This window comes from Pseudomonas sp. MH10, from assembly GCF_034353045.1.
Lineage (GTDB): Bacteria > Pseudomonadota > Gammaproteobacteria > Pseudomonadales > Pseudomonadaceae > Aquipseudomonas.
Genome location: NZ_CP133783.1, coordinates 950,876 through 970,437, shown reverse-complemented (window position 1 = coordinate 970,437; position 19,562 = coordinate 950,876). Strand labels below are relative to the sequence as shown.

General features: G+C 53.0%; 13 protein-coding genes and 1 pseudogene. 5 read left to right on the top strand and 9 right to left on the bottom strand.

Features of this window, described 5'->3' with window-relative positions; translation table 11 throughout:
• Positions 1-1,005 precede the first annotated feature (1,005 nt).
• Positions 1,006-2,457: a hypothetical protein gene (locus tag RHM59_RS04395; RefSeq protein WP_322286047.1), complete on the bottom strand. Its 1,452-nt coding sequence runs from the start codon at positions 2,455-2,457 to the stop codon at positions 1,006-1,008.
• Positions 2,458-3,073: 616 nt separating this feature from the next.
• Here RHM59_RS04395 and RHM59_RS04390 point away from each other — a divergent pair.
• The gene (locus RHM59_RS04390) at positions 3,074-3,505 is read left to right on the top strand and encodes a hypothetical protein (RefSeq protein ID WP_322286046.1); all 432 of its coding nucleotides are present in this window, start codon (positions 3,074-3,076) and stop codon (positions 3,503-3,505) included.
• A 116-nt stretch (positions 3,506-3,621) separates the two neighbouring features.
• Positions 3,622-3,935: pseudogene (locus RHM59_RS04385) on the top strand (integrase); the annotation flags it as partial.
• Positions 3,936-3,949: 14 nt separating this feature from the next.
• Here the strand turns inward: RHM59_RS04385 and RHM59_RS04380 are convergent.
• Both RHM59_RS04380 and RHM59_RS04375 read right to left on the bottom strand, forming a co-directional pair.
• Positions 3,950-5,236: a hypothetical protein gene (locus RHM59_RS04380; protein WP_322286045.1), complete on the bottom strand. Its 1,287-nt coding sequence runs from the start codon at positions 5,234-5,236 to the stop codon at positions 3,950-3,952.
• A gap of 307 nt (positions 5,237-5,543) precedes the next feature.
• Positions 5,544-6,413, bottom strand: coding sequence for a restriction endonuclease (locus RHM59_RS04375; protein WP_322286044.1), 870 nt, complete (start codon positions 6,411-6,413; stop codon positions 5,544-5,546).
• Positions 6,414-7,222: 809 nt separating this feature from the next.
• On the opposite strand from RHM59_RS04375, the gene RHM59_RS04370 reads away from it, so the two are divergent.
• Positions 7,223-7,807: a hypothetical protein gene (locus RHM59_RS04370; RefSeq protein WP_322286043.1), complete on the top strand. Its 585-nt coding sequence runs from the start codon at positions 7,223-7,225 to the stop codon at positions 7,805-7,807.
• A 1,395-nt stretch (positions 7,808-9,202) separates the two neighbouring features.
• Here the strand turns inward: RHM59_RS04370 and RHM59_RS04365 are convergent.
• From RHM59_RS04365 to RHM59_RS04345, 5 genes are all read right to left on the bottom strand, one after another.
• Positions 9,203-10,816 carry a GMC family oxidoreductase gene (locus tag RHM59_RS04365; RefSeq protein WP_322170346.1) on the bottom strand — a complete coding sequence of 538 codons (1,614 nt, stop codon included), beginning with the start codon at positions 10,814-10,816 and terminating at the stop codon, positions 9,203-9,205.
• A 78-nt stretch (positions 10,817-10,894) separates the two neighbouring features.
• Positions 10,895-12,112: a mandelate racemase/muconate lactonizing enzyme family protein gene (locus RHM59_RS04360; protein WP_322170350.1), complete on the bottom strand. Its 1,218-nt coding sequence runs from the start codon at positions 12,110-12,112 to the stop codon at positions 10,895-10,897.
• Position 12,113: 1 nt separating this feature from the next.
• Positions 12,114-13,427, bottom strand: coding sequence for an MFS transporter (locus RHM59_RS04355; RefSeq protein ID WP_322286042.1), 1,314 nt, complete (start codon positions 13,425-13,427; stop codon positions 12,114-12,116).
• Between the two features lie 151 nt (positions 13,428-13,578).
• Positions 13,579-15,003 carry an aldehyde dehydrogenase gene (gene aldA / locus RHM59_RS04350; RefSeq protein ID WP_322286041.1) on the bottom strand — a complete coding sequence of 475 codons (1,425 nt, stop codon included), beginning with the start codon at positions 15,001-15,003 and terminating at the stop codon, positions 13,579-13,581.
• Positions 15,004-15,125: 122 nt separating this feature from the next.
• Positions 15,126-16,067, bottom strand: coding sequence for a LysR substrate-binding domain-containing protein (locus tag RHM59_RS04345; RefSeq protein ID WP_322170358.1), 942 nt, complete (start codon positions 16,065-16,067; stop codon positions 15,126-15,128).
• 380 nt (positions 16,068-16,447) lie between these two features.
• Between RHM59_RS04345 and RHM59_RS04340 the strand changes: the two genes are divergently transcribed.
• Positions 16,448-17,683 (top strand): MFS transporter, encoded by a 1,236-nt coding sequence (locus RHM59_RS04340; RefSeq protein ID WP_322286040.1) that lies wholly within the window; start codon positions 16,448-16,450, stop codon positions 17,681-17,683.
• On the opposite strand, the gene RHM59_RS04335 is transcribed toward RHM59_RS04340, so the two are convergent.
• Entirely contained in the window at positions 17,621-18,535 is a 915-nt protein-coding gene (locus tag RHM59_RS04335; RefSeq protein ID WP_322286039.1) for a LysR family transcriptional regulator, read from the bottom strand. The genes RHM59_RS04340 and RHM59_RS04335 overlap by 63 nt on opposite strands.
• A 141-nt stretch (positions 18,536-18,676) precedes the next feature.
• On the opposite strand from RHM59_RS04335, the gene RHM59_RS04330 reads away from it, so the two are divergent.
• Positions 18,677-19,558 (top strand): phytanoyl-CoA dioxygenase family protein, encoded by an 882-nt coding sequence (locus RHM59_RS04330; protein ID WP_322170368.1) that lies wholly within the window; start codon positions 18,677-18,679, stop codon positions 19,556-19,558.
• Positions 19,559-19,562: the final 4 nt, after the last annotated feature.

Below are 19,562 nucleotides of genomic sequence, written 5' to 3'. Positions count from 1 at the left end.
GAACGCGGCAATTGAGAACAGGGACCCCACAAATACGTCCCGCGCCCAACCACCTTGGACGTATGCTTCACTGATAGAAGTAAGCCATTTGCCTGCCAAGAGGGTGCACACTGTTCCCAGAGACACTGCAATAAGGCCCACTATCAGCTTCATGGTGCCTTGATCTATGTCTTCAGGCTCATCCGTCGGGTCACTTGTTGCTTCGATAGGGCATCGGCCAGGAAGTACGTTTGAAGAAGCTTCTGTGTCCATATAGGGAATCTCGGGCTGTTCGGACAGTTTTCCGATGGATGAATGGACGGCGCTGGAGCGGTGTAAGCCCTCGTGCCACACCTGACATTACGCAATCACGATGTACTTACGAACTTCGCAATCCCTAGAGCCCCCTCTCGGCCAGCCTTGAGGACACATGTAGGTTTAGCACAGGGCGGCGGAGAACACGCACCCTCAAAGGCAGGAAGACCAACGGTGATGATTCAGTCGCCGGCCACTGGGTTGTCACGCAATCGGAGCCTTCATACCCAACTGCGCGCTGGCCTTGGATAGCAACCGGACGACGTGCATCTGGGTTTCGGCGGTGATCTCGCAGTCAACGCAGGAAGCCACCTGCGCCTTGACCTGCATTGCATCTCACTCAAGACCGCGTGAGGACATCCGCTTTTGGCCGGTTTTGGCCCGTCGCCACCGGCCGCTGTGGACCGCTGTGGGCCGAAACGACCCCGTCATATGCTTTCAAGTTGAGCACCCCACGCGCGACAGGCTGTACGGAATCTCATAGGCATCGTCGGACTAGGCACGCTTGCCACGCACACCCCGTTGCCGGATTTGGCAACGGGGTACAGATACTTCTGAGAATTTGAACGATGAAACGGCAGCATCCTTATTGGATATTAGCTCGATGTCACGCTTAAAGCAGAAAGCTAATTGAAATTTTCAAGCGATTTTCTGCGTGGGCCGACCTTTATGTTGATCTTGTGCGACTGAGAATCACGAGGAAATATGAAATTACTCATATTCCGAATACGGCGGAGTCAGCCCCGCATCATAGTATGCGTTATTGACTTTTATCTTTGCTTTCAGAACATCTAAGCGGTACTGGAGAATGGTATCATCGGAAGTGGAAACACTATTTTTAAGCGCTGTGTCCAAAATATTTTGAGATATTTCTAGCTGAGCACTTGAGGTTATTACGTCTTGAGTCTGCCCCCTTTTGACCGAATCAGCAGCGTCTGCGGTTTTTTTCCTGGCCTCGGGCAATTGATCTCCCACGGCTTTACCGAGATCTCCTGCGGAGGTACTAATTACATTTGCTAGGGCGACTCCAAATTTGTTTGCTTCTCTTGTATGGCTAATGCTGCCTACTGTAGAAATATATCCTGCTTGAGGATAGTCAGCTTTCTGATCGTCACCAAAGCAAGATCGCGGTCCATTTTTAGAGACATACCCTTTGCAAACTTCCTTAGCCCATCTAATTCTTCTAACTTTCAAATCATCGCTTTTCTCTGCATTCGACAAAACTTTAATAAGCTTGTCCCTCTCAGGTCGCTGTAACTCCCATCCGGAGCAAAGTGAATCTATGCTTGATGCCTTAAGTGACTTGCAGTAACTTATTAAGTTGTCGCGAGCACCGTTTACTGAGTACACGCTTACTACATCTTTATTGTATTCAAAATCGTTTGTTACACCTCCATTGTCAATATATGAAATGGCATCAACACGATCTTTCCCCTTCTTCGCTTGTGCGGCCTGTATTGCGCTAACATCGTTTAACTGAGGAGCAGCAAATGAATCGCTAGTGAGGAAGGTTAGTCGCGGGTCATTGACTTTTAACTCATACCCTTTCGTAACATCTGTAAAAAATATTGTGATTGAGCCAAAATTTTGTTCAGCATACATTGACTTTAATGTTATTTGTAGGTCTACACGCCTGCTTTTTGTCCAGAAGCTGGAGTCCTCAAACTCCTTTATATTTGCATACACTGGTCTAAATCGCAGAAATTTTTTGTCAATTGGGTCTTGCTCAAGCCTCAACTCGAAATACATTTGATCGTTTGGCCTCATAGCCCCAAGACTTCGGGCCCCATCCAAAATACTGAAATCACTTGCACTATAGATCCCTTTACGAATTATAAGGCATTTTTTATTTGAGACAATTTCCCCGAGCGGAGTAACTTTGTAAAATTTAGAATAAACAGGCTGTGATGCTCTGATAATGGTACTTGTGTCGGCGGAAGCCTTTATAGCCGCGCCAACTGCATCTACGGCAGCCTCCGCCGCCTTTGGTATAAGGATAGCTGCTACAGCCACACCAAAGGATTGAGCGGTGCGGTCTAATTTTTCAATAGGGCATGACTCATCCCAAGTCGCCACGGTCTGCGCTGGCTCTGCACCTATGCAAGTTTTAGCAAACGCCAAGACAACAAAAAAAGTAGTGCTTATTGATTTAGAGTGATTCATAGGTCGTCCCCTATTGATAGGTTGCAATCAACTGACACACCAACTATCTGAACATTTCCGATCTCTTGCACCTTGCGATTTTTAAAATACAAACTAAGCTATAGTATCAATATGCCTTTACGTCAAGGCACTCTCTAGGAGGGTTCATGATTAGTAAGCATATCCAAAAATGCCTGGAAATCGCGTCTGCACTGGCAAGGAGTTACCCAGCCTCTATTGGCGTAGATTATGGGTACGTCTATAAAAAAGGGAAAAGATTAAAAAATTTGGAATTCGCTTTCACGTACCCAATAAAATATCTCTAGATAGGCTGTTAAAGGATCACATCTTACCAAAAAGTATAAACGGCATCAGGTGTGACGTTATAGAGCGCATATATTACCCACACAGCAACAGCTATGACGTTTTGAATCCATTAATATCTGGGGCACTAATAGGAAACTTTTCTAGGCAAACCGCTGGAACCCTTGGCTTCTTTGCTAAGGATAACTTAGGCCGCGTAGGTTTGGTTAGCAATTGGCATGTCTTGGAGGGCAGTTTAGCTTGGGGGAATGAGACAATTCAGCAACCAAGAAGTGCCAGAGACGTTGCCACTACCGTGTCAATGCTTGAGCCAGTGACCGGTTACGACTTTGGATTTGCTGTATTGAACGAAGGGATCTCATGCTCTAGTGAAATATTAAATCTTGGGTTTTCTATTGTAGGTGTAGAACAGCCAAGGGCCGGAATACCGGTTGTTAAGTACGGCGCTGCCACAAAAGAAACGCACGGAGTAATAGAAGCTTATCCAAGCAAGGATCTTCCAATGGTATATCCAAGTCTGAACAACCAAACTTATTTTCTCAAAGCTTTTTGCATTACACCCGTACCTGGTGGCGAGCAGATAATTAGTGATCAAGGCGATTCAGGGAGTGTTTGGATAAACCCCGCAACACACAAGGTTGTTGGACTTCATGTGGGCGGTCTTAAAGATCAGGCAGAAGTGGCAGTTGCTCATTCAATTGTTGATATTCTCGATAAATTAGGATTGGAATTATTTACTCAATGAGGAGGTAAACGCAGTAGACAGCCGAGGGATAGATTAAGCTGATGGTCATTAATAGCGGTTCTCCGCGGCCATCGACCGTCCGCAATTGGCCGACTGCAATTGGCCGACTGCTGCCGGCAGCGAGGGCAATGGTAATGCAGCAAAAGACTCGACGGCCTGTCCGAGTCGAGATCACTGCGCAGACGCGCCGTGGAGGGATGTCTACGACAGGCTCGACTCAGAAATGAGGACTTCTTATTTCCAAGTCGGCTAAAATTCCGGAACACCTTTCCACATGCCAATGCGTGACTTCCATTGGCCTCGAACCAGTGCCTTATGCCGCCTATACGATGCGCCGGACCAAAGCTTCACTGATCCGTCGCAGAACAAAATCATCAGAACAGTACAAATACTTCTCGGCCACACCAAGCGAGAAAGTATCGTTAGATAGAAGCTGATGCAGGATTAATAGGTCGGACCATACCCTCCCACTATTGAAGGTGAAAAAGACTGAGCCTTCAGGCATAACCGCTTCCCCTCCAGCAACGCAACATAATCGATCAGGAACCTGCGAAAGTCCCCCTTGAAGATGCCGTTGTGCGCTTCTATCAACTCGTTCTCACTGTAGGCGACCACAAACGGGCTGAACTGTTTGCTGCGGCCAGGCAATGCGGCTAAGGTTGCATCGGCAAACGGAACACCAGGGTTAGTCAGGTCAAAACCCAAAGCCTGCCGGCAATAATCTTTCGAAAACTCATAGGAAGCCGTATTGGGCTGTAACTTCAGCGAATGCGTTCGTTGTGGTTCGTACTCACCCAATGCCGTAATCCACTCAGCTTTTTTCTCATCGCTTGAAAATGCCGGCCTGAACCAGGCACTGATGCGCCGCCCGACCGGGAAGAACCATTGCCGCGCCCAATCCCCCTCCCCTGAAAACACCAGCAACACAGGTGTCTGTGCCGGGCTGTAAGTGTATCTGGACTGCAAAGCTCGCAGGCGATCGAACTGTGCTGCCTCAAACGCTGGATTGATCAGCACGGCGACATCGCCCACGCCGGCCACTGGCATCTGGGCCGGTTGCCCCTCGTGCAGCAGGAAATTATCTTCCAAGTATGCCTCGACGGATTTATAAAGCACCTGCCCACCAAAACTATGACCAATGCTGACCAGGCCCATGAAATGCTGCTGATCACTTTGGTTACGTTTTTTATATATCTCGTTGAGGCGGAAGATAAACTCCCGCGCCGCACCATCCCCCACTCGCTCCGCGGCAGCCTTGCGTCCCCAGAAAGTTGAGTAATCCAGAAAACCAGGGAGCGACTCGCCTCGCCAGGAAAGATAGACACCCACGACCTTTACATCTCCGCCGATCTTCAACGTCGTTCTGGCGTCCTGGTAAATCTTTTCCTTGAGCTTGTCATCCATCGCCTTAACGGTAATGTGAAAGTCGTTGCGGTTGGTGTCGTCGTCGGCTGCGTTATGATGCCAGCCATGGACAAACAGCAGCACGACCACATTGGAGTTTGCCGCGCTGTCATCGATAGCATTGAGGATACTTTCCGCCTTTGTGCGATCCCAGAAATTGCCAAAATCATCCATTTCCACGTCGACGTTCGATAGGTCGTGCATGTGTTGCAATGGCGTCTGCTGAAACGGCCGATGTCCGTAATTGCAGCTGGTCAAAACAACGGCAGCGACACCCAGCAAGACTGCCAGGCCTGCCCTTCTTCGCTTGCCTGCGAAATTGGTCATTTAACCCTCTCCGTTGATTTTCAAGCAGGTGGCTAGACGAGTTGAGTGTAGGTGGTGGCGGATCAGCACGCGCGATAAATGTAGCCAACGACGGCGGGATCAATGGCAAATCTGTCCTGCCTGAAGACTGAATCAAAGAGGCCACTCGCTGGGCTTTCTGTTTCAAATGGCTTCACCAGAACTCTTATTAAGCGCGTTGCCACACATCAATCGGTCACCAACAGCCACACCTTGCGCAGCAACACAAGCGGGAGTGGTCGAAGTCGCATCGGCAAAAGCTATTACCGCATTACTGATGACAGTTCGCTTATATTAGGCTTTGATTTTCGGTGACAGGTGCCGCTTGAGTCCAAAGCCCAGAAGGTGACTGTGACCAGCTTGAGTCCCTCTGTAGCAATTCTGAAAGTTTTGCAAAATCCATGAAGCTCATGGTTTTTGTATGCGCGCTATAGCTTTCTACAACCCCTTTCGCTATAGCGGAAGACGTTACAAGTAATGATTTATCGCGCTTATCGCGGTGTTGGACCCCAAATAGACGATCAGCGACTCCGATTCCTACATTATCTTTATGCCGCTTCACCTCTACGACTACAGTTTTATTTACACCACCTTCTACATAAAACGCGAGTATGTCTGTACCACCGTCTTTAGAGAAACGACTAAGCTCCACCCTATAAAACCCGATATCTCTCAGCACTGCTGATACAGCAACTTCAAACACCCTGGCATCGAGCTGCCTAATAAGAGCTGGGTCTTTTTTCAGGACGCCCAAAATACAGTTCTCGGCCTCGCCAATTGAAATATCTCGTTTATGCCTTTTCCTTTCGCCATTCTCAATTACGGTAAAAGCGTCTAGAAAAAAGTGATCAAATGTAGTATCGATAGGCATTTGGCCGCCTAACGAGCGATCACTTTTGTTGAACGCAAGGTTGGCGGAAGTAATATCTAAAACTCCGGATTTTGTTCCCTTAATTGAGGCCATTTCGCCATTACGGGCTTTTGCTAGACCATTGAGAAGCTGTTCAATCTCAAAAACGTCAGAAAAATAGTCCTGATAATCGGGATCCAAATACTCAAATGATGCTTCTATGGTATCGACCCTTTGAGTTGTAACCCTATCCACCTTGATAACAAACTCGTCAAGACCATTTTTATATATATTCTCAAGCTTACTCAAGCCACCACTCCTTAACTCCTGAAAAACAGGAGAGACTACACCGACCTTCAAAAGCAATTTAATTTAAAGACCGGCAAAAAAATAACTTAAAAATTAGCAATTGCCCGGTTTAATACAATAGAGTTCTTTTCATACGCCTGATATTACATTGCATCGTCCACCAACTCCAACCCATTTGTAATTTTTGACTCGGGCTCGATACTTCAATGGTAATCAATTAGTCGACAATATTCCGGGTCGCCATGCAGTGGTTTGCAAACTGACCTGGTTGCAGCTAGACGGACTGAATCGCCCCAGGTTTCGTAGATACCCGACTGACCGCTTTGGCCGATAGCGGCCATTCTGTCTGTCTACGAAAGTTTGGCCCGAAGCTGCTAAACGATCACACGCCAATATCGTGGGCAAGGAGATTTTCTTCGAGCGTTTCCATACCGTGCTCTTGCGCAACCAGCTGCCGCTGTAGGCTTCAGACTAAATGGCTCCGTAACCTGGAACGCAGTTCGATAGCCAACCCTGATCGTAGAACCTCACGTCTCTGCTGGGGGCATCGAGGAGTATTTGATGGGACGCCTGACCGATACGTGCAGGCATGATCCTGACTGGCTTATTCTTCCGGGTTTTGTGCACGTATGCATTGAACACCTCGCTGACTTGACGCCTCAGGCTCGCAGCGTAGATGACATGTGCCCTTTCCCAGACCTCGCGATCAAATACCCGCCCCATGAAATCCAGGCTATCGAAAAGGCAGGAGGCCATCACTATGATGGGCATTAGGCTTTTGAGCTCAACAGCACGTATGGGGGCATGGTATGGAAGACTTCATCAAGCAACACCAGGACGTTTGGGGTGACGATCCCAGCGTGCTCTTGGATCAGTATGATTACCAGCCTGAGCTCACCAAAAAGCTCGATGGCCTTGACGCGACGCAGTTGACCGAGCAGACACTGCTGGAAATCGTGTTATGGAAACTGGATCGCTATCCGCAACTCGATACTTCACTGCTGAAAGAGCTCAAGGCTGTAGGCCACCTTAAAGCGAAGCAGCACAGAGAAGCCAAGGATGTGCTCGGCAAGCTACTCGTATCCTCAGGGATCCGCCTGCCCATGGCTTCCACTATCCTTCGATTCGTGAACCCAGATGTGTTCCAGATCATTGACGAGCGAGCCTTTCGGATGCTCCGCCCTACTCACAAAAGCTACCCAGATAAGCCCGTCGTAAAGACAAGGCTCAGCGCCTACGTTGAAAAATCGTCAACGATCTATTTCGACTACTTGGACGCCATGCATGAGGTCGTTTCCGAAAAGCTGCCATTTCGCCTGGCTGACCGAATCTTGTACCAACTGGATATTGAGCGCGACAACAAGATCCGTCAGAAGAAGTCGCCTGTGAAGTGACAGGATTGCCACTTCGCACATTGGTCGCACTAGATGCTGAATCCGTGACCGGTCAGCTGCCCATATAGGCGGCTACCCTTCAAGACCTTCAGGAAACACACCACCAATCATGTGTTATGTCAGATATCTTCTTGAGCAGCTTAAAGGGGGGATTCGACTGCGACGTTTTTTGCGATGTTTCCTCGCATAAACTCTTGCCGATTTACCCGTCTAATCCCCCTCTCTTGCGTTCGCTTACTGTCCTCCCAACGCCAAACAACGGGAGATCAGAATGCATGAGCGAACACTCGGAAACAGCTCGCTCACAGTGTCGGCTCAACAATCATGAACACACATCGATGAACACATCTTTCTACTGATCGACCGCTTAGCTAGCTCTGACAGCCCTTTTGTAGACTTATGAACATCTGACATCGCCCACTTGTTAAATAGCGTATCTTTGCCCGTCTTCCGCCGCGCTGTTGTCTGTTTCCACTAACCTACGCACCCGATTTCACAAACCCCCGAAATCCCGGCAAATCAGCAACCTCACGGCTTCTCGTGCTTGCATGTGCCATGACCGTACTTCTCCGTTTGAGTTTTTCAGCATGGCCGGGGCGATGAATGCGTATGGATCAAATTGAAGTAGTGCATCTGAGCCTCGACATTTTAAGTTATGTCAACGGCTCACATTCACCAATCAGCACCGGCCGGACGTACAGCTCTCAAACAGAAAGTCTTTGAATAGCGACGTCCATCCCCTCACCTAACCATCACTCGCGTGCTGTGGAAACGTTCACCGTATTCGGCAAAAAACCATTGCTGTTCTGGCCTACAGCCCTACCCCTTTTTTCAGTATCTTCCGGCAACCTTAGGCCCGACACTTTTAGTGATTTTGAGAACCTTCCCAAGAAAGGCAAAGTCCTCCTCTCGAGGGTGTGCGCGTTCCTCCACAAAACAGGCAGCCTTTGGGTCCTGAGGTCGTCAACCACGGTTTTCAGCCGGGCTTCATTAGTCCGAATAGCGAATGCTGTAATAGTTGCGACTTGAAGGGTTAAGCTTTAGCAAAACTTTGCTAGCTCAATCAAGGCTGCGTCCCCACCTGAATTATCAGCTTGAGGGCACCCTCAAATGCTCGGAATATACTTCTGAGACCATCATTCGGCGTCCCTTGGCTCAGTATTTTAACGCGGAGCTGCTTTACAAATACTCGCAGAATCAGTTTCTGACTCAACCATTTTGCAGCAGCGAATACCACTTGAAGATCGACCGGTAAAACTCGATGAGCATGGTTTTAGCGCCAGGCTTGCTAAGCTCCTCTCCCCCCAAACCGGTAGACTTCGTAGTCGACCAGTTTCAGCACACGGTCAGCTGCCATCATGTCTGAGATGCGTATCAAATTTGGCGGCAAAAAACTCACGCCCCCCGCAATATCAAATCCGCACCTTTCTCTGCCACCATCAACACCGCTGCATGGGTATTTCCAGAAGTCAGATTAGGAAAAATCGAAGCATCGACAATCCGCAATCCTTTAATCCCATGAACCTTCAATTCCTTATCTACCACCGAGTTGTGCTCATCCGCGCCCATGGCACAGGACCCGCACAGGTGGTAAATCGAACCACTGTTTTCACGGAAGTACTGCAGCATCTGTTCATCGCTTTCGACCGCTGGCCCCGGCAGTACTTCTTCGACGGTGATGCCTTTGAGCGCTGGCGCTTGCATGATTTTACGCATCAGCCGACTGCCTTGAATCACTTCGTCGATGTCTTTTTGTGTACTCAGGTAGTTCGGGTCGATAAGCGCTGCGTCCCGTGGATTTTTGGACGCAATTTCGATTGCTCCACGGCTGGTAGGTCTGCATGGGTTGAAGCACAACAGGAAGCCTGAATACGGCTCTGGCTTGAGGCTTGCCTTGTTGTTTTTTGGAATTTGATACGAAAGCGGATTGAAATACAACTGCAGGTTGGGGTAGGCCTGAGCCTCATTGCCGCGGAAAAAACCGCCCGCCTGGTTGACGCTCATGGCCAGTGCGCCTTTGCGAGTCAGCAGGTACTTCAAGCCCAGTTTGAACTGACCGAACAGCGAGCTGAGTTGGTCGTTAAGGGTTGGGATATTGGCCTTGTAGTAGTAACTGGCACACAGGTGATCTTGCAGGTTCTGGCCTACCGCTGGCAGGTGCTTGACCAAGGGAATCGCATGTTTGGCCAATAATGCCTGATCACCCACGCCCGACAATTGCAGAATCTTTGGTGTGTCCACGGCACCGGCACAGAGGATCACTTCCTTGTTGGCCGTGAACGTGCGAACCACGCCGTTCTGGGTCACGGAAATCCCGGTGGCGCGCTGTTGCGCTTCATCGAATATCACCCGATCAACCAATGCGTGAAGCTCTACAGTCAAGTTAGGTCGGCTCAATGCAGGGTGCAAATGCGCAAAGCTGCTGGAGCAGCGCTGGCCTTTGCGGGTGTTGACGTCGTAGATGCCTGAACCTTCAAATGTCGGGCCGTTGAAGTCGTCGCTGTGGGGATACCCCAGTTCGTCGCAGCCCTTGAGAAATACATCGCAAATGGGATGGGTCTGCCCCTTCATCGGCGTGATGCTGATAGGACCACTACCGCCGTGGTATTCGCTGTCGCCGAGTGGGTGATTTTCCAGTTTGCGGAAGTACGGCAGTACGTCTTTAAAACCCCAGCCTTCGTTGCCGTTGGCTGCCCAATCGTCGAAGTCGTGGGCCTGGCCGCGAACGAATATCATGGCGTTGATCGAGCCCGACCCACCCTGCACCTTGCCCCGTGGCGCGTAGATTTCACGGTTGTTCAATTGCTTTTGCGGTTGGCTGTAGTACATCCAGTTGAAGGTCGGGTTGTAATACATTTTGGCGAAGCCAACCGGAATCTTGAACCACAAAGAGCTGTCTTTGCCGCCCGCTTCCAGCAGCAACACGGTGTGCTTGCCCGACGCTGAAAGCCGGTTGGCGAGGATGCAACCTGCGGCGCCCGCGCCAGCGATGATGTAGTCATAAGTCATGTACGGTTACCGCGTAAGTCGTTTTAAAGCACCCGCATCAGGTGCCATGCCCCGCCCATTTAAAGGCGGGGGTGGTTCTCAGCCCCTGGCCGGGGAGGTGTCTTTAACGTCGGCGGGAGCGGCCGCCATTTGCAGGTGCAGGCGCTCGCCGGTGTAGGGCGAATGCTTGCGCACCACGTCCATGTTCAACTCCACGCCCAGGCCCGGCTCGGTGGACGGGATGATGTAACCGTCTTCCCATTGCAGCGGTTTGGTCAGGATTTCGGCATGGAATCCACCCCAAGTCATGATGCTTTCCTGGATCAGGAAGTTCGGCGTGCAGGTAGCCAGTTGAAAGCTCGCTGCCGCGCCAATGGGGCCGTTATAGAGATGCGGTGCAATTTGCGCGTAATAGGCTTCGGCCATGCTCGCGATCTTTTTGGCTTCCAGCAGGCCGCCACAGCGGGCGACGTTCATCTGCAAAATGGAGGCGGCACCGGTCTGCAAAACCTTGAAGAACTCATACTTGGTGGTCAGGCGTTCGCCGGTGGCAATGGGGATGCTGGTCTTGGCCGCGACTTGCGCCATGGCCTCTTCCTGACCCGGCGGCACTGGCTCTTCGAACCACAATGGGTCGTACTTTTCCAGGCGCTTGGCCAGACGGATCGCCGAGGACGGCACCATTTGCCCGTGGGTGCCAAACAACAGGTCGCATTTATCGCCCACCGCTTCGCGAATTTTGCGGCAAAAGGTTTCGCAGCGCTCTAACACTTCTAGGGAGATCTGGTGGCCGGAATACGCGGTATAAGGGCCGGCCGGATCGAACTTCAGCGCGGTGAAACCTTTGTTCATGTTTTCGATGGCGCATTCAGCCGCCAGGTCCGGGTCATCGTAGTCGTACTCGCCCTTGCTGTTGACCGGATACAGGTAGGTGTAGGAACGCAGGCGTTCATTGACCTTACCGCCGAGTAATTCGTAAACCGGTTTGTTCGCTGCTTTGCCGATGATGTCCCAGCACGCCATTTCCAGGCCGCTGACCACGCCCATCATGGTCAGGTCCGGACGCTGGGTGAACCCGCTGGAATAGGCCTGACGGAAGAAGCGCTCAATGTGGTGCGGGTCATGGTTGAGCAAGTAGCGTTCGAATACGTCTTCGATGATCGGCAGCATGGCTTTGGGGCCGAAGGTCGCAGCGTATATCTCGCCAACACCTTCGATACCGCAATCGGTTTTGATTTTGACGAACAACCAGTACATGCCACCAATGTGCGGTGGAGGTACGGCAACGATATGGGTTTCAAGGGCGACGATTTTCATCTCAGGCACCAGTCTGGTTCAAGGATTTACGATTGATACGCGCGCGCAATCCCAGAGCCGCGAAGGTCCCGAGCATGCCGACGAAGGCGATATAGCCGAAATAAAGCTGGTAACCGAATGCACCGGGGAAATTTTCGGTGAGGTAGCCATTGATCAGCGGAATGAAGGTGTCTGGCAGATACCCCACCACCGAAACAATGCCGATGGCGAGGCCGGTGATACGCAGCGGGATGTCGCAGGTGTCGAGAATGGCCCAATACAAGCCGCGGATGGCATAGGTCATCAGGCCAATGAAAATCACCGTACCGATCAGCAGTGCCAGACTGTTCAGCCCCGGGAACACTATCAAGCCCGCCATCCCCAAGGTCGCCAGCACCAGCGCCACGATCAGTACCGAGATATTGGAAAACTTGTCGCCGAGCAAACCTCCGCCAATACCACCAATGGGCCGCATCCATAACTTGATGGTGGTTATGGTCCCCGCCATGACCGCAGTCATACCGTTGCCTTGCAGGTAATCGGAGAAGCTATAGGTGGCCCAGAAGATGTGATAACCGCAAAACACAATGGCAGTTACCAGCCACAGCTCCGGGATTTTGACCAAGGTAGCCAAGTCCGAGAGCAGGTTGAAGCTGCCTTTCTGCTCCGCTGCGGTTTCAACCAGCGCCTTTGGATCTTTGATCAGCACCAGTGCAAAACCGATGGCGATGCAGATAAACGCGTACAGATAAACGACGTGTTTGAAACCTTCGGCTGCCGACTCGCCGCGGGTCTCGGTGGCGAAGGCAAAAAGCCCAAGGGCAATGGTGGCCAACAGCGCTTCTACCAAGCCGCGACCGCCATCAAGGATGCCGAAGAAGCGGCCCTGTTCAGTGTGGTGGGCAATCATTTTTACGCGTTTGAGCACCGAAGCCCAAAAGGTCAAACCGGTGGTCAGCCCCCAGCAACCAAAAATAATCATCAGGCCGGTCATGGACGGTGCGGTTGAATACCAAAGGCCCAATGCGCCGGTAGCGACCAGCGAAAAGAAGATTAAAAACCGTGGTGCAATCCGGTCGGCCAACCAGCCGCTGGGCAGATAGCTGAGCAGAAAGATCGTACCCAACATCGAATACAGGTACCCCAACTCACTGTGGCTGATGTGGAACACGTCGAGCATGGTGGTTTGGTAAACCTGACGCAGGTACAGGATCGGGTAGATCGCACCTGCGGCAAGTACCAACAACGACAACTGGATATAACGACTGGCCTTGTCACTGCGGCCTTTTAACGCCGAATTCTGAACAGCGGCAGCAGTGGATGCATGCTTGGACATCTGTGTGACCTCGGGCGTCCTGGTGATCCAGGTGCCCTGATAATTATTGTTTTAGGTGAAGCGGTAAGCGGTATAGAAACGGCCACAAGCGGCTAGCTGCGAACTAAAAACGGTTGGCGCTGAACGTGGCGTTTGAAGCCTGTAGCTGACCTTAAAACTTCATCACGACTAATCGAGTCTGGGTAAATTCGAGCATGCCGTGTTTACCGTCATCACCGCCCAGACCTGAGCGTTTCCAGCCAGCGTGGTAACCCTGATACGGGTCGGCCGGGGTGCGATTGATGTACAGCTCACCGGACTCGATGGCGTTGGCCACTTTCATGGTGGTGCGGTAGTTCTCGGTGTACAGCACCGACGACAAACCAAATTGGTGGTCGTTGGCCATGGCCAACGCTTCGTCGATGTCGCGGTACTTGAGTACGGGTAGCACTGGGCCGAAGATTTCTTCCTGAACGATTTCCATGTCCTGACGGCAACCGCTGAGCAGGGTCGGCGGATAGAAATGGCCTTTGCCTTGCGGCAGCACGCCGCCTGCTTCCAATACAGCACCGTCGGCAATGGCGCGCTCAACCATGGCATGAATGTTTTGCTGGGCACTGGCGCTGACCAGGGGCCCCATCAGTCTAGCGTCGGTGCTGCGGTCACCGATTTTCACCGCCTTGATTTTGGTTCGGAGCAAAGCCAGAAATTCGTCGTAGACATTTTCTTGCACGTAGACGCGCTCTACTGCCGTGCACAGCTGGCCGCAATGAGTGGTCTTGGAGGCGATAATGTCGCTGGCGGCTTTTTCCAGGTCAGCGTCTGCTTCGATGATCGCCGGAGTTTTGCCGCCCAGCTCCAGAGAAGGTTTGGCGATGTTGGTCTTGCAGTAGTCCAGCACCACTCGCCCGGCGTTGACGCTGCCAGTCAAGGTGATCATCCCGACCGATTTGTGGGTGCACAAGGACGATGCCGTGGCGTGGTCCATGGTCAGGATGTTCACCACGCCTGCTGGCATGCCGGATTGCTGGACGGCCTTGGCGATTTCAAAGGCTGAAGTCGGCGTGTTGTTGCTCGGGCGCACTACCACGGTGTTGCCGGCAATCAGCGCCGGGGCGATTTTGCGCAGCAAGGTGTAAACCGGGTAGTTGAACGGAATAAGGCAGGCCACGACGCCGATCGGTTCGCGGTGCAAAAAGATGTTTTCGTCCGGGGTGTCGCTGGGAATGATTTCGCCTTCGATACGGCGAGCCCATTCAGCGTGGTAGCGGGTGATCTGCGCGGCATAACGGGCTTCGTTGCTGGCGTCGGCCACGCTTTTGCCGGACTCGCTGGCCAAGGCAGCACCGATGCTTTCGGCACAGGCATCAAGGGCATCAGCGAAGGCACGCAGGTGGTCGGCGCGCTCAATGCTGGCGAGCTTGCCCCAACCTTTCTGAGCAGCGGCGGCGGCATCTACTGCTGCAATGGCTTCGCTGGCAGTGGCGGCGGCTACATGACCGACCAAGGCTTCGGTCGCGGGGTTGTACACCGCGATCGATGCGTCGCTGGTCGGTTCAATGAAGTGGCCGTTTACAAAGTTTCGCTCTAATCGCATGTCAATCGCCCATCGTTGTTTTTATCCAGTCACCGCAGTCTTGTCATCCGCGCCGGGTTGAACAAACGATTTATTGAGCATTAAAACATTCGTAAAACGCAGGTTACCCCTTACGTTACCCTTCAGACGGCTGACGGCACCGCTTTAGAGGGTTCCAACTGACGTTGCGCCAACCAGATCTCTTCTTGCAGCCATTGGTTGAATAGCTGTAATTGGGGCAACGACGTCTGCTCCGGGCGGGTCACCAGCCAATAGGATTGATGCCCGTCGACATGCACGTTAAGCACTTGGGTCAATTGCCCGCTGGCCAGTTCGGAAGCGACCATGTGCCAGTCGGCAATGGTGATGCCTAAACCATCGGTGGCCGCACGGATGGCGAGGTCCAGCAGGTCGAATTCGTAACCGCCTTGTGTGTCGACACCGCTGATGCGCGCGGCGTCCAGCCAGTGCTTCCAGGTCAAATAACGCTGGTCTTCCCGGGCCAGCACATGCAGCAGGGTCAAGCGATTCAGGTCGATGCCGCGCTCGCTCCACTCCCGCGCATACAAGGTCGGCGAGCACACGGCGATATGCCGCTCCTGTATCAGCAGCGAGCTGTCCAGCCCGTCCCATTCGCCGTCGCCAAAACGGATCGCACAATCCAGGGTGCTGGTCTCGGCCAGACTGTCCTGTAGGCGCGTGGTGATGCTCAATTCCAACTCCGGATGCCGCTCGCGCAGCCTGCCCAAGCGAGGCATCAGCCAGCGATTGGTGAACGTCGGCGGTGCATTGATGTGCAAGCGATTGGCGTGGGATTTCTCCTGAATGCTACGCACCGTCAGCTCGATCTTATCGAAGGACTGATGCAGCGCTCGCAGCAAAACCCGGCCCGCACTGGTCAGTTCCAAATGGTGGTGACGACGCTCCAGCAAGTTCTCGCCCAACTGCTCCTCAAGCTGACGAACCTGGCGGCTGACGGCACTTTGCGTGACGTTCAACAATTCCGCAGCGCGGGTAAAACTGCCCGTACTGCCGGCCACTTCGAAAGCTTTGAGTGCGTTCAGCGCGGGCATTTTGCGTTTCATTAAAGATACTTCCGCATCGGCTGACGAATGCCAAGCATCCCACACCCCGCAGAAAATTTTCTGAGTAACATGCATTTTTGTGTTGGCCGCAGCCACAAGGCTGCCATCAGTACGGCTTTAAGCAGCACTGTTTCCCATCATTAATCATGGCCGGGACAAATCCTAGGCTCGAGGCGTCGGTTTGAGACCAATAATTGTCGCTCACGCATAAGTAGCATGAGTATTTCGCAGTGCAACCATGACAATTAAGCACTGGCGATTTTTATTATATAAACGCTAGTCTAAGTTCAACAGTTAGCCTGTTATCTCCTCGCGTTTATTCTCGGCAAGATTAAAGCTTTGCCTGCACGTGGTACATCCAACCTTATCGAGTCAGACACATGCCAATGCCCATTAACTCGCCGGCAAGAAGTATCGGTGTGCTGGCAGTTATCTTTACCGCGTGCAACGCCACCACCCACGGTTTCAGTATTTTTCTGTATTCGGCTCTATTACCCGAGATCCGCCAAGTCTTCGGGCTAAGTTATAGCCAGGCCGCCTTCATCGCCGCGCTGCTGCAACTGTTCTATATGGGCGCATCTCTCGTCAGTGGCATCGCTGCGGCCTGGATCAGCCCTCGCAATATGGTGCGTTTGACCATTGCGTTAAGCCCGGTGTTGATGGTTTTAGCGGTTGCCACGCCATGGGTCATACCGTTCGCACTGTGCCTGGCGCTGATCTCGGCCTGCGCCGTATCGAACTGGAATGCCATTGCAGCATTGGTGGGCGAGGTAATCCCTGTCTCCCACCGAAGCCGCGTGCTGGGTCTGGCGTCATCGGGGGCGGCGTTTGCGATTTGCCTTAATGGACTGCTGATCGCTTTGTTGCAGGGCATCTCCCTGACGCACTTTTGGTTTATCTGCGCAGGCTTGACGCTGATCGTTACGGTAGCAACGTTTTGGGCGCTGGCACCACTGGCAGCGGACCAACGCGACAAGCCTCAGCGCAAGCCGTCGTTGTGGCGGGAACTCAAGCAATGGCTGCACCTGTGCCTGGAATACCCGGTGGCGCGGCACATACTCGTGCTTAGCGCCTGTGTTGGCGGGATCAGCGGACCCTTCCTGAATTTTCTCTCGGCGTTTGTCAGCGAACAGCTGGGCGCCAGCGCACAAACCACTGGATCGCTGTGGACGCTGATCGGTATCGGCGGGGCGGTAGGCGGTTTGTTGTTGGGCTCATTGGCGGATCGATGGGGCGCGCTGCGAGTCATGGCCTTGAGCATCAGCGCGTTCGGCCTGGCAATGATCGCCTTGCTGTGGCGGCCGAATCTGGAACTGACGTGGCTGGCAGCCGGACTGTTCGCGCTGTTCTATTTTCCGGCATGGGGCTTGATGGCGGCCTACCTCAGCGCACGGTTGAACCCGGTGCAGAGCCTGCAAGTGGTGAGCCTGAGCATGGTCGGCTATGGACTGGCCAGTGCCACCGCCAACGGGCTGTGCGGCTGGATACTGCAAACTACGGGACAGTTCAGCTGGGTACATGGCTGGATTGTCTGTTCGGTAGCGGCCAGCGTATTACTGCTGCGGCTGATGGCTGGTCGTCAACGCGGCGAGTCCGCGCTGGGCCGACAACTCTGAACGGCCCAACTGGCGCCACAAGATATCTGCCAGCGCCGTGACTGCCAACTCCTGACACTGGGCAGAACGCCAGAACATCAACCTCGCGGGTTCGATGGGCGGGAAGCCTTGTGCCTCGTCCAGAATTTGCCAGCCGGCAGGCACCAAGCGGCGCGCAGTAACTCCCACTGAACGCCCCTGTTCGATGGCGATGGCAATGCCACGCGGGCTTTGGCTGGTATACACCACATGCCACGGCCGCCCCGCCTCGGCCAGTGCACCAACGGCGTTGGCGCGAAAAGCACAGCCCTCCGCATACACGGCCAACGGCACGGACTCGTGGGTATCACAGCGCCAATCCCCGGCAGCCACCCACACCAGTGGCTCGTCACACAGGTATTCGCCTTGCTGCATGTTGGTGTGTTGCACGCCCAGCACCAAGTCCAGCTCGCCGCGTTGCAAACGGCCGACCAGCGCCGTGGACATTTCGCAGCAAATGTCTGGCCGCACCAGGGGGAACTGCTCTTGAAAGTCCTGCAACACCTGTGCGAGGCAAAATTGCGCGTAATCCTCCGGCATACCCACATGAACACACGCTTGCTCGTTGGGCAGGTGCACTGCGTTGATCGCATCGCCGTGGAGTTTGAGGATTTGCCGGGCGTATATCAGAAAGGTCTCGCCGCCAGGCGTCAGGCTAACTGAACGACTGGTGCGCTGGACCAGGGGCGTGCCGACGATTTCTTCCAGGCGCTGCAAACTCTGGCTGATGGTCGACTGGGTTTTATGCAAGCGCTCAGCTGCCGCAGAGAATCCGCGGCACTCGATAATCGCGACAAAAACTTTAAGTAAGGTCCCATCCAATTCGCCTGACATAACTATCGCACCCGCCGATGGATTCGATCACAACTTGTAATTTCCACTTCTCACCTCGTTAAGCAACTATCGACTCCACGCAAAACAGTGGTTAAGCCACTCCCAAAATACCCCGTGTATTGATAGTTCCAGGAGCCCTGCATGAGTCTTCAACTTGCCGACGCCGAAGTGGGCGATATCAGCGACATCATTAATACTGAGTTGTACCCCATACATGATTCGGGCCATGTCCGATTGCAGGCACTGATCGAGCACGCCCGCGCTGAATTGGCCGAGGATGGCTGCTGCTTGCTGAAGAACTTCCTGCGGCCGCAAGCGCTGGAACAGGCACGTGCCGAAGGACAGGCGCTGTCGGGCAAGACGTTTTATTCGGTGCGCAAGGTCAATGCCTATTTCACCGAAGACGACCCCACCCTGCCCCAAGATGACCCGCGACGCACATTCATGGAGCGCACCAGCGGCTTCGTGACACGAGACATGATCGCCCCAGACGCAATCATCCATCGCTTGTACGTGTCACCCATAATGAAGCGCTTCATCGGCGCCTGCCTGAACGAGCCAGAGATTTTCGAGTACGCCGACCCGTTCGCTGGCCTGGTGATCAACGTCATGCCCCATGGCACCGAACAACCTTGGCACTTCGACACTAACGAATTCATCGTCAGCATGATGACTCAGAAGCCAGAAACCGGTGGCTTGTTCGAATACGCACCGATGATCCGTTCGCGCACCCAGGAAAACCTCGGCGCGGTGGGCAAAGTAGTACGCGGCGAAGACCACAGCCGCGTGCAGGAACTGGACCTCAACCCCGGCGATTTGCAGATTTTCAAAGGGCGCTTCTCCGTGCACCGAGTCACCAAAGTGCAAGGTCCCACCGAGCGCAATACGGCGATTTTTGCTTATTCCGAAAAGCCCGGAATCGTCGGTCGCGCCCAACGCACCAAGCAGCTTTACGGACGACTGTCCGAAGCCCATCTACAGGCCGAACGCAACTTGGTACGCAGCGACCAGTTGCTCGACTGATTCA

Excerpts from the sequence above, each read along its gene's own strand:
- RHM59_RS04395 (WP_322286047.1), bottom strand. The coding sequence starts at position 2,457 with ATGAATCACTCTAAATCAATAAGCACTACTTTTTTTGTTGTCTTGGCG.
- RHM59_RS04380 (WP_322286045.1), bottom strand. The coding sequence starts at position 5,236 with ATGACCAATTTCGCAGGCAAGCGAAGAAGGGCAGGCCTGGCAGTCTTG.
- RHM59_RS04370 (WP_322286043.1), top strand. The coding sequence starts at position 7,223 with ATGGAAGACTTCATCAAGCAACACCAGGACGTTTGGGGTGACGATCCC.
- RHM59_RS04365 (WP_322170346.1), bottom strand. The coding sequence starts at position 10,816 with ATGACTTATGACTACATCATCGCTGGCGCGGGCGCCGCAGGTTGCATC.
- RHM59_RS04360 (WP_322170350.1), bottom strand. The coding sequence starts at position 12,112 with ATGAAAATCGTCGCCCTTGAAACCCATATCGTTGCCGTACCTCCACCG.
- RHM59_RS04355 (WP_322286042.1), bottom strand. The coding sequence starts at position 13,427 with ATGTCCAAGCATGCATCCACTGCTGCCGCTGTTCAGAATTCGGCGTTA.
- aldA (WP_322286041.1), bottom strand. The coding sequence starts at position 15,003 with ATGCGATTAGAGCGAAACTTTGTAAACGGCCACTTCATTGAACCGACC.
- RHM59_RS04345 (WP_322170358.1), bottom strand. The coding sequence starts at position 16,067 with ATGAAACGCAAAATGCCCGCGCTGAACGCACTCAAAGCTTTCGAAGTG.
- RHM59_RS04340 (WP_322286040.1), top strand. The coding sequence starts at position 16,448 with ATGCCAATGCCCATTAACTCGCCGGCAAGAAGTATCGGTGTGCTGGCA.
- RHM59_RS04335 (WP_322286039.1), bottom strand. The coding sequence starts at position 18,535 with ATGTCAGGCGAATTGGATGGGACCTTACTTAAAGTTTTTGTCGCGATT.
- RHM59_RS04330 (WP_322170368.1), top strand. The coding sequence starts at position 18,677 with ATGAGTCTTCAACTTGCCGACGCCGAAGTGGGCGATATCAGCGACATC.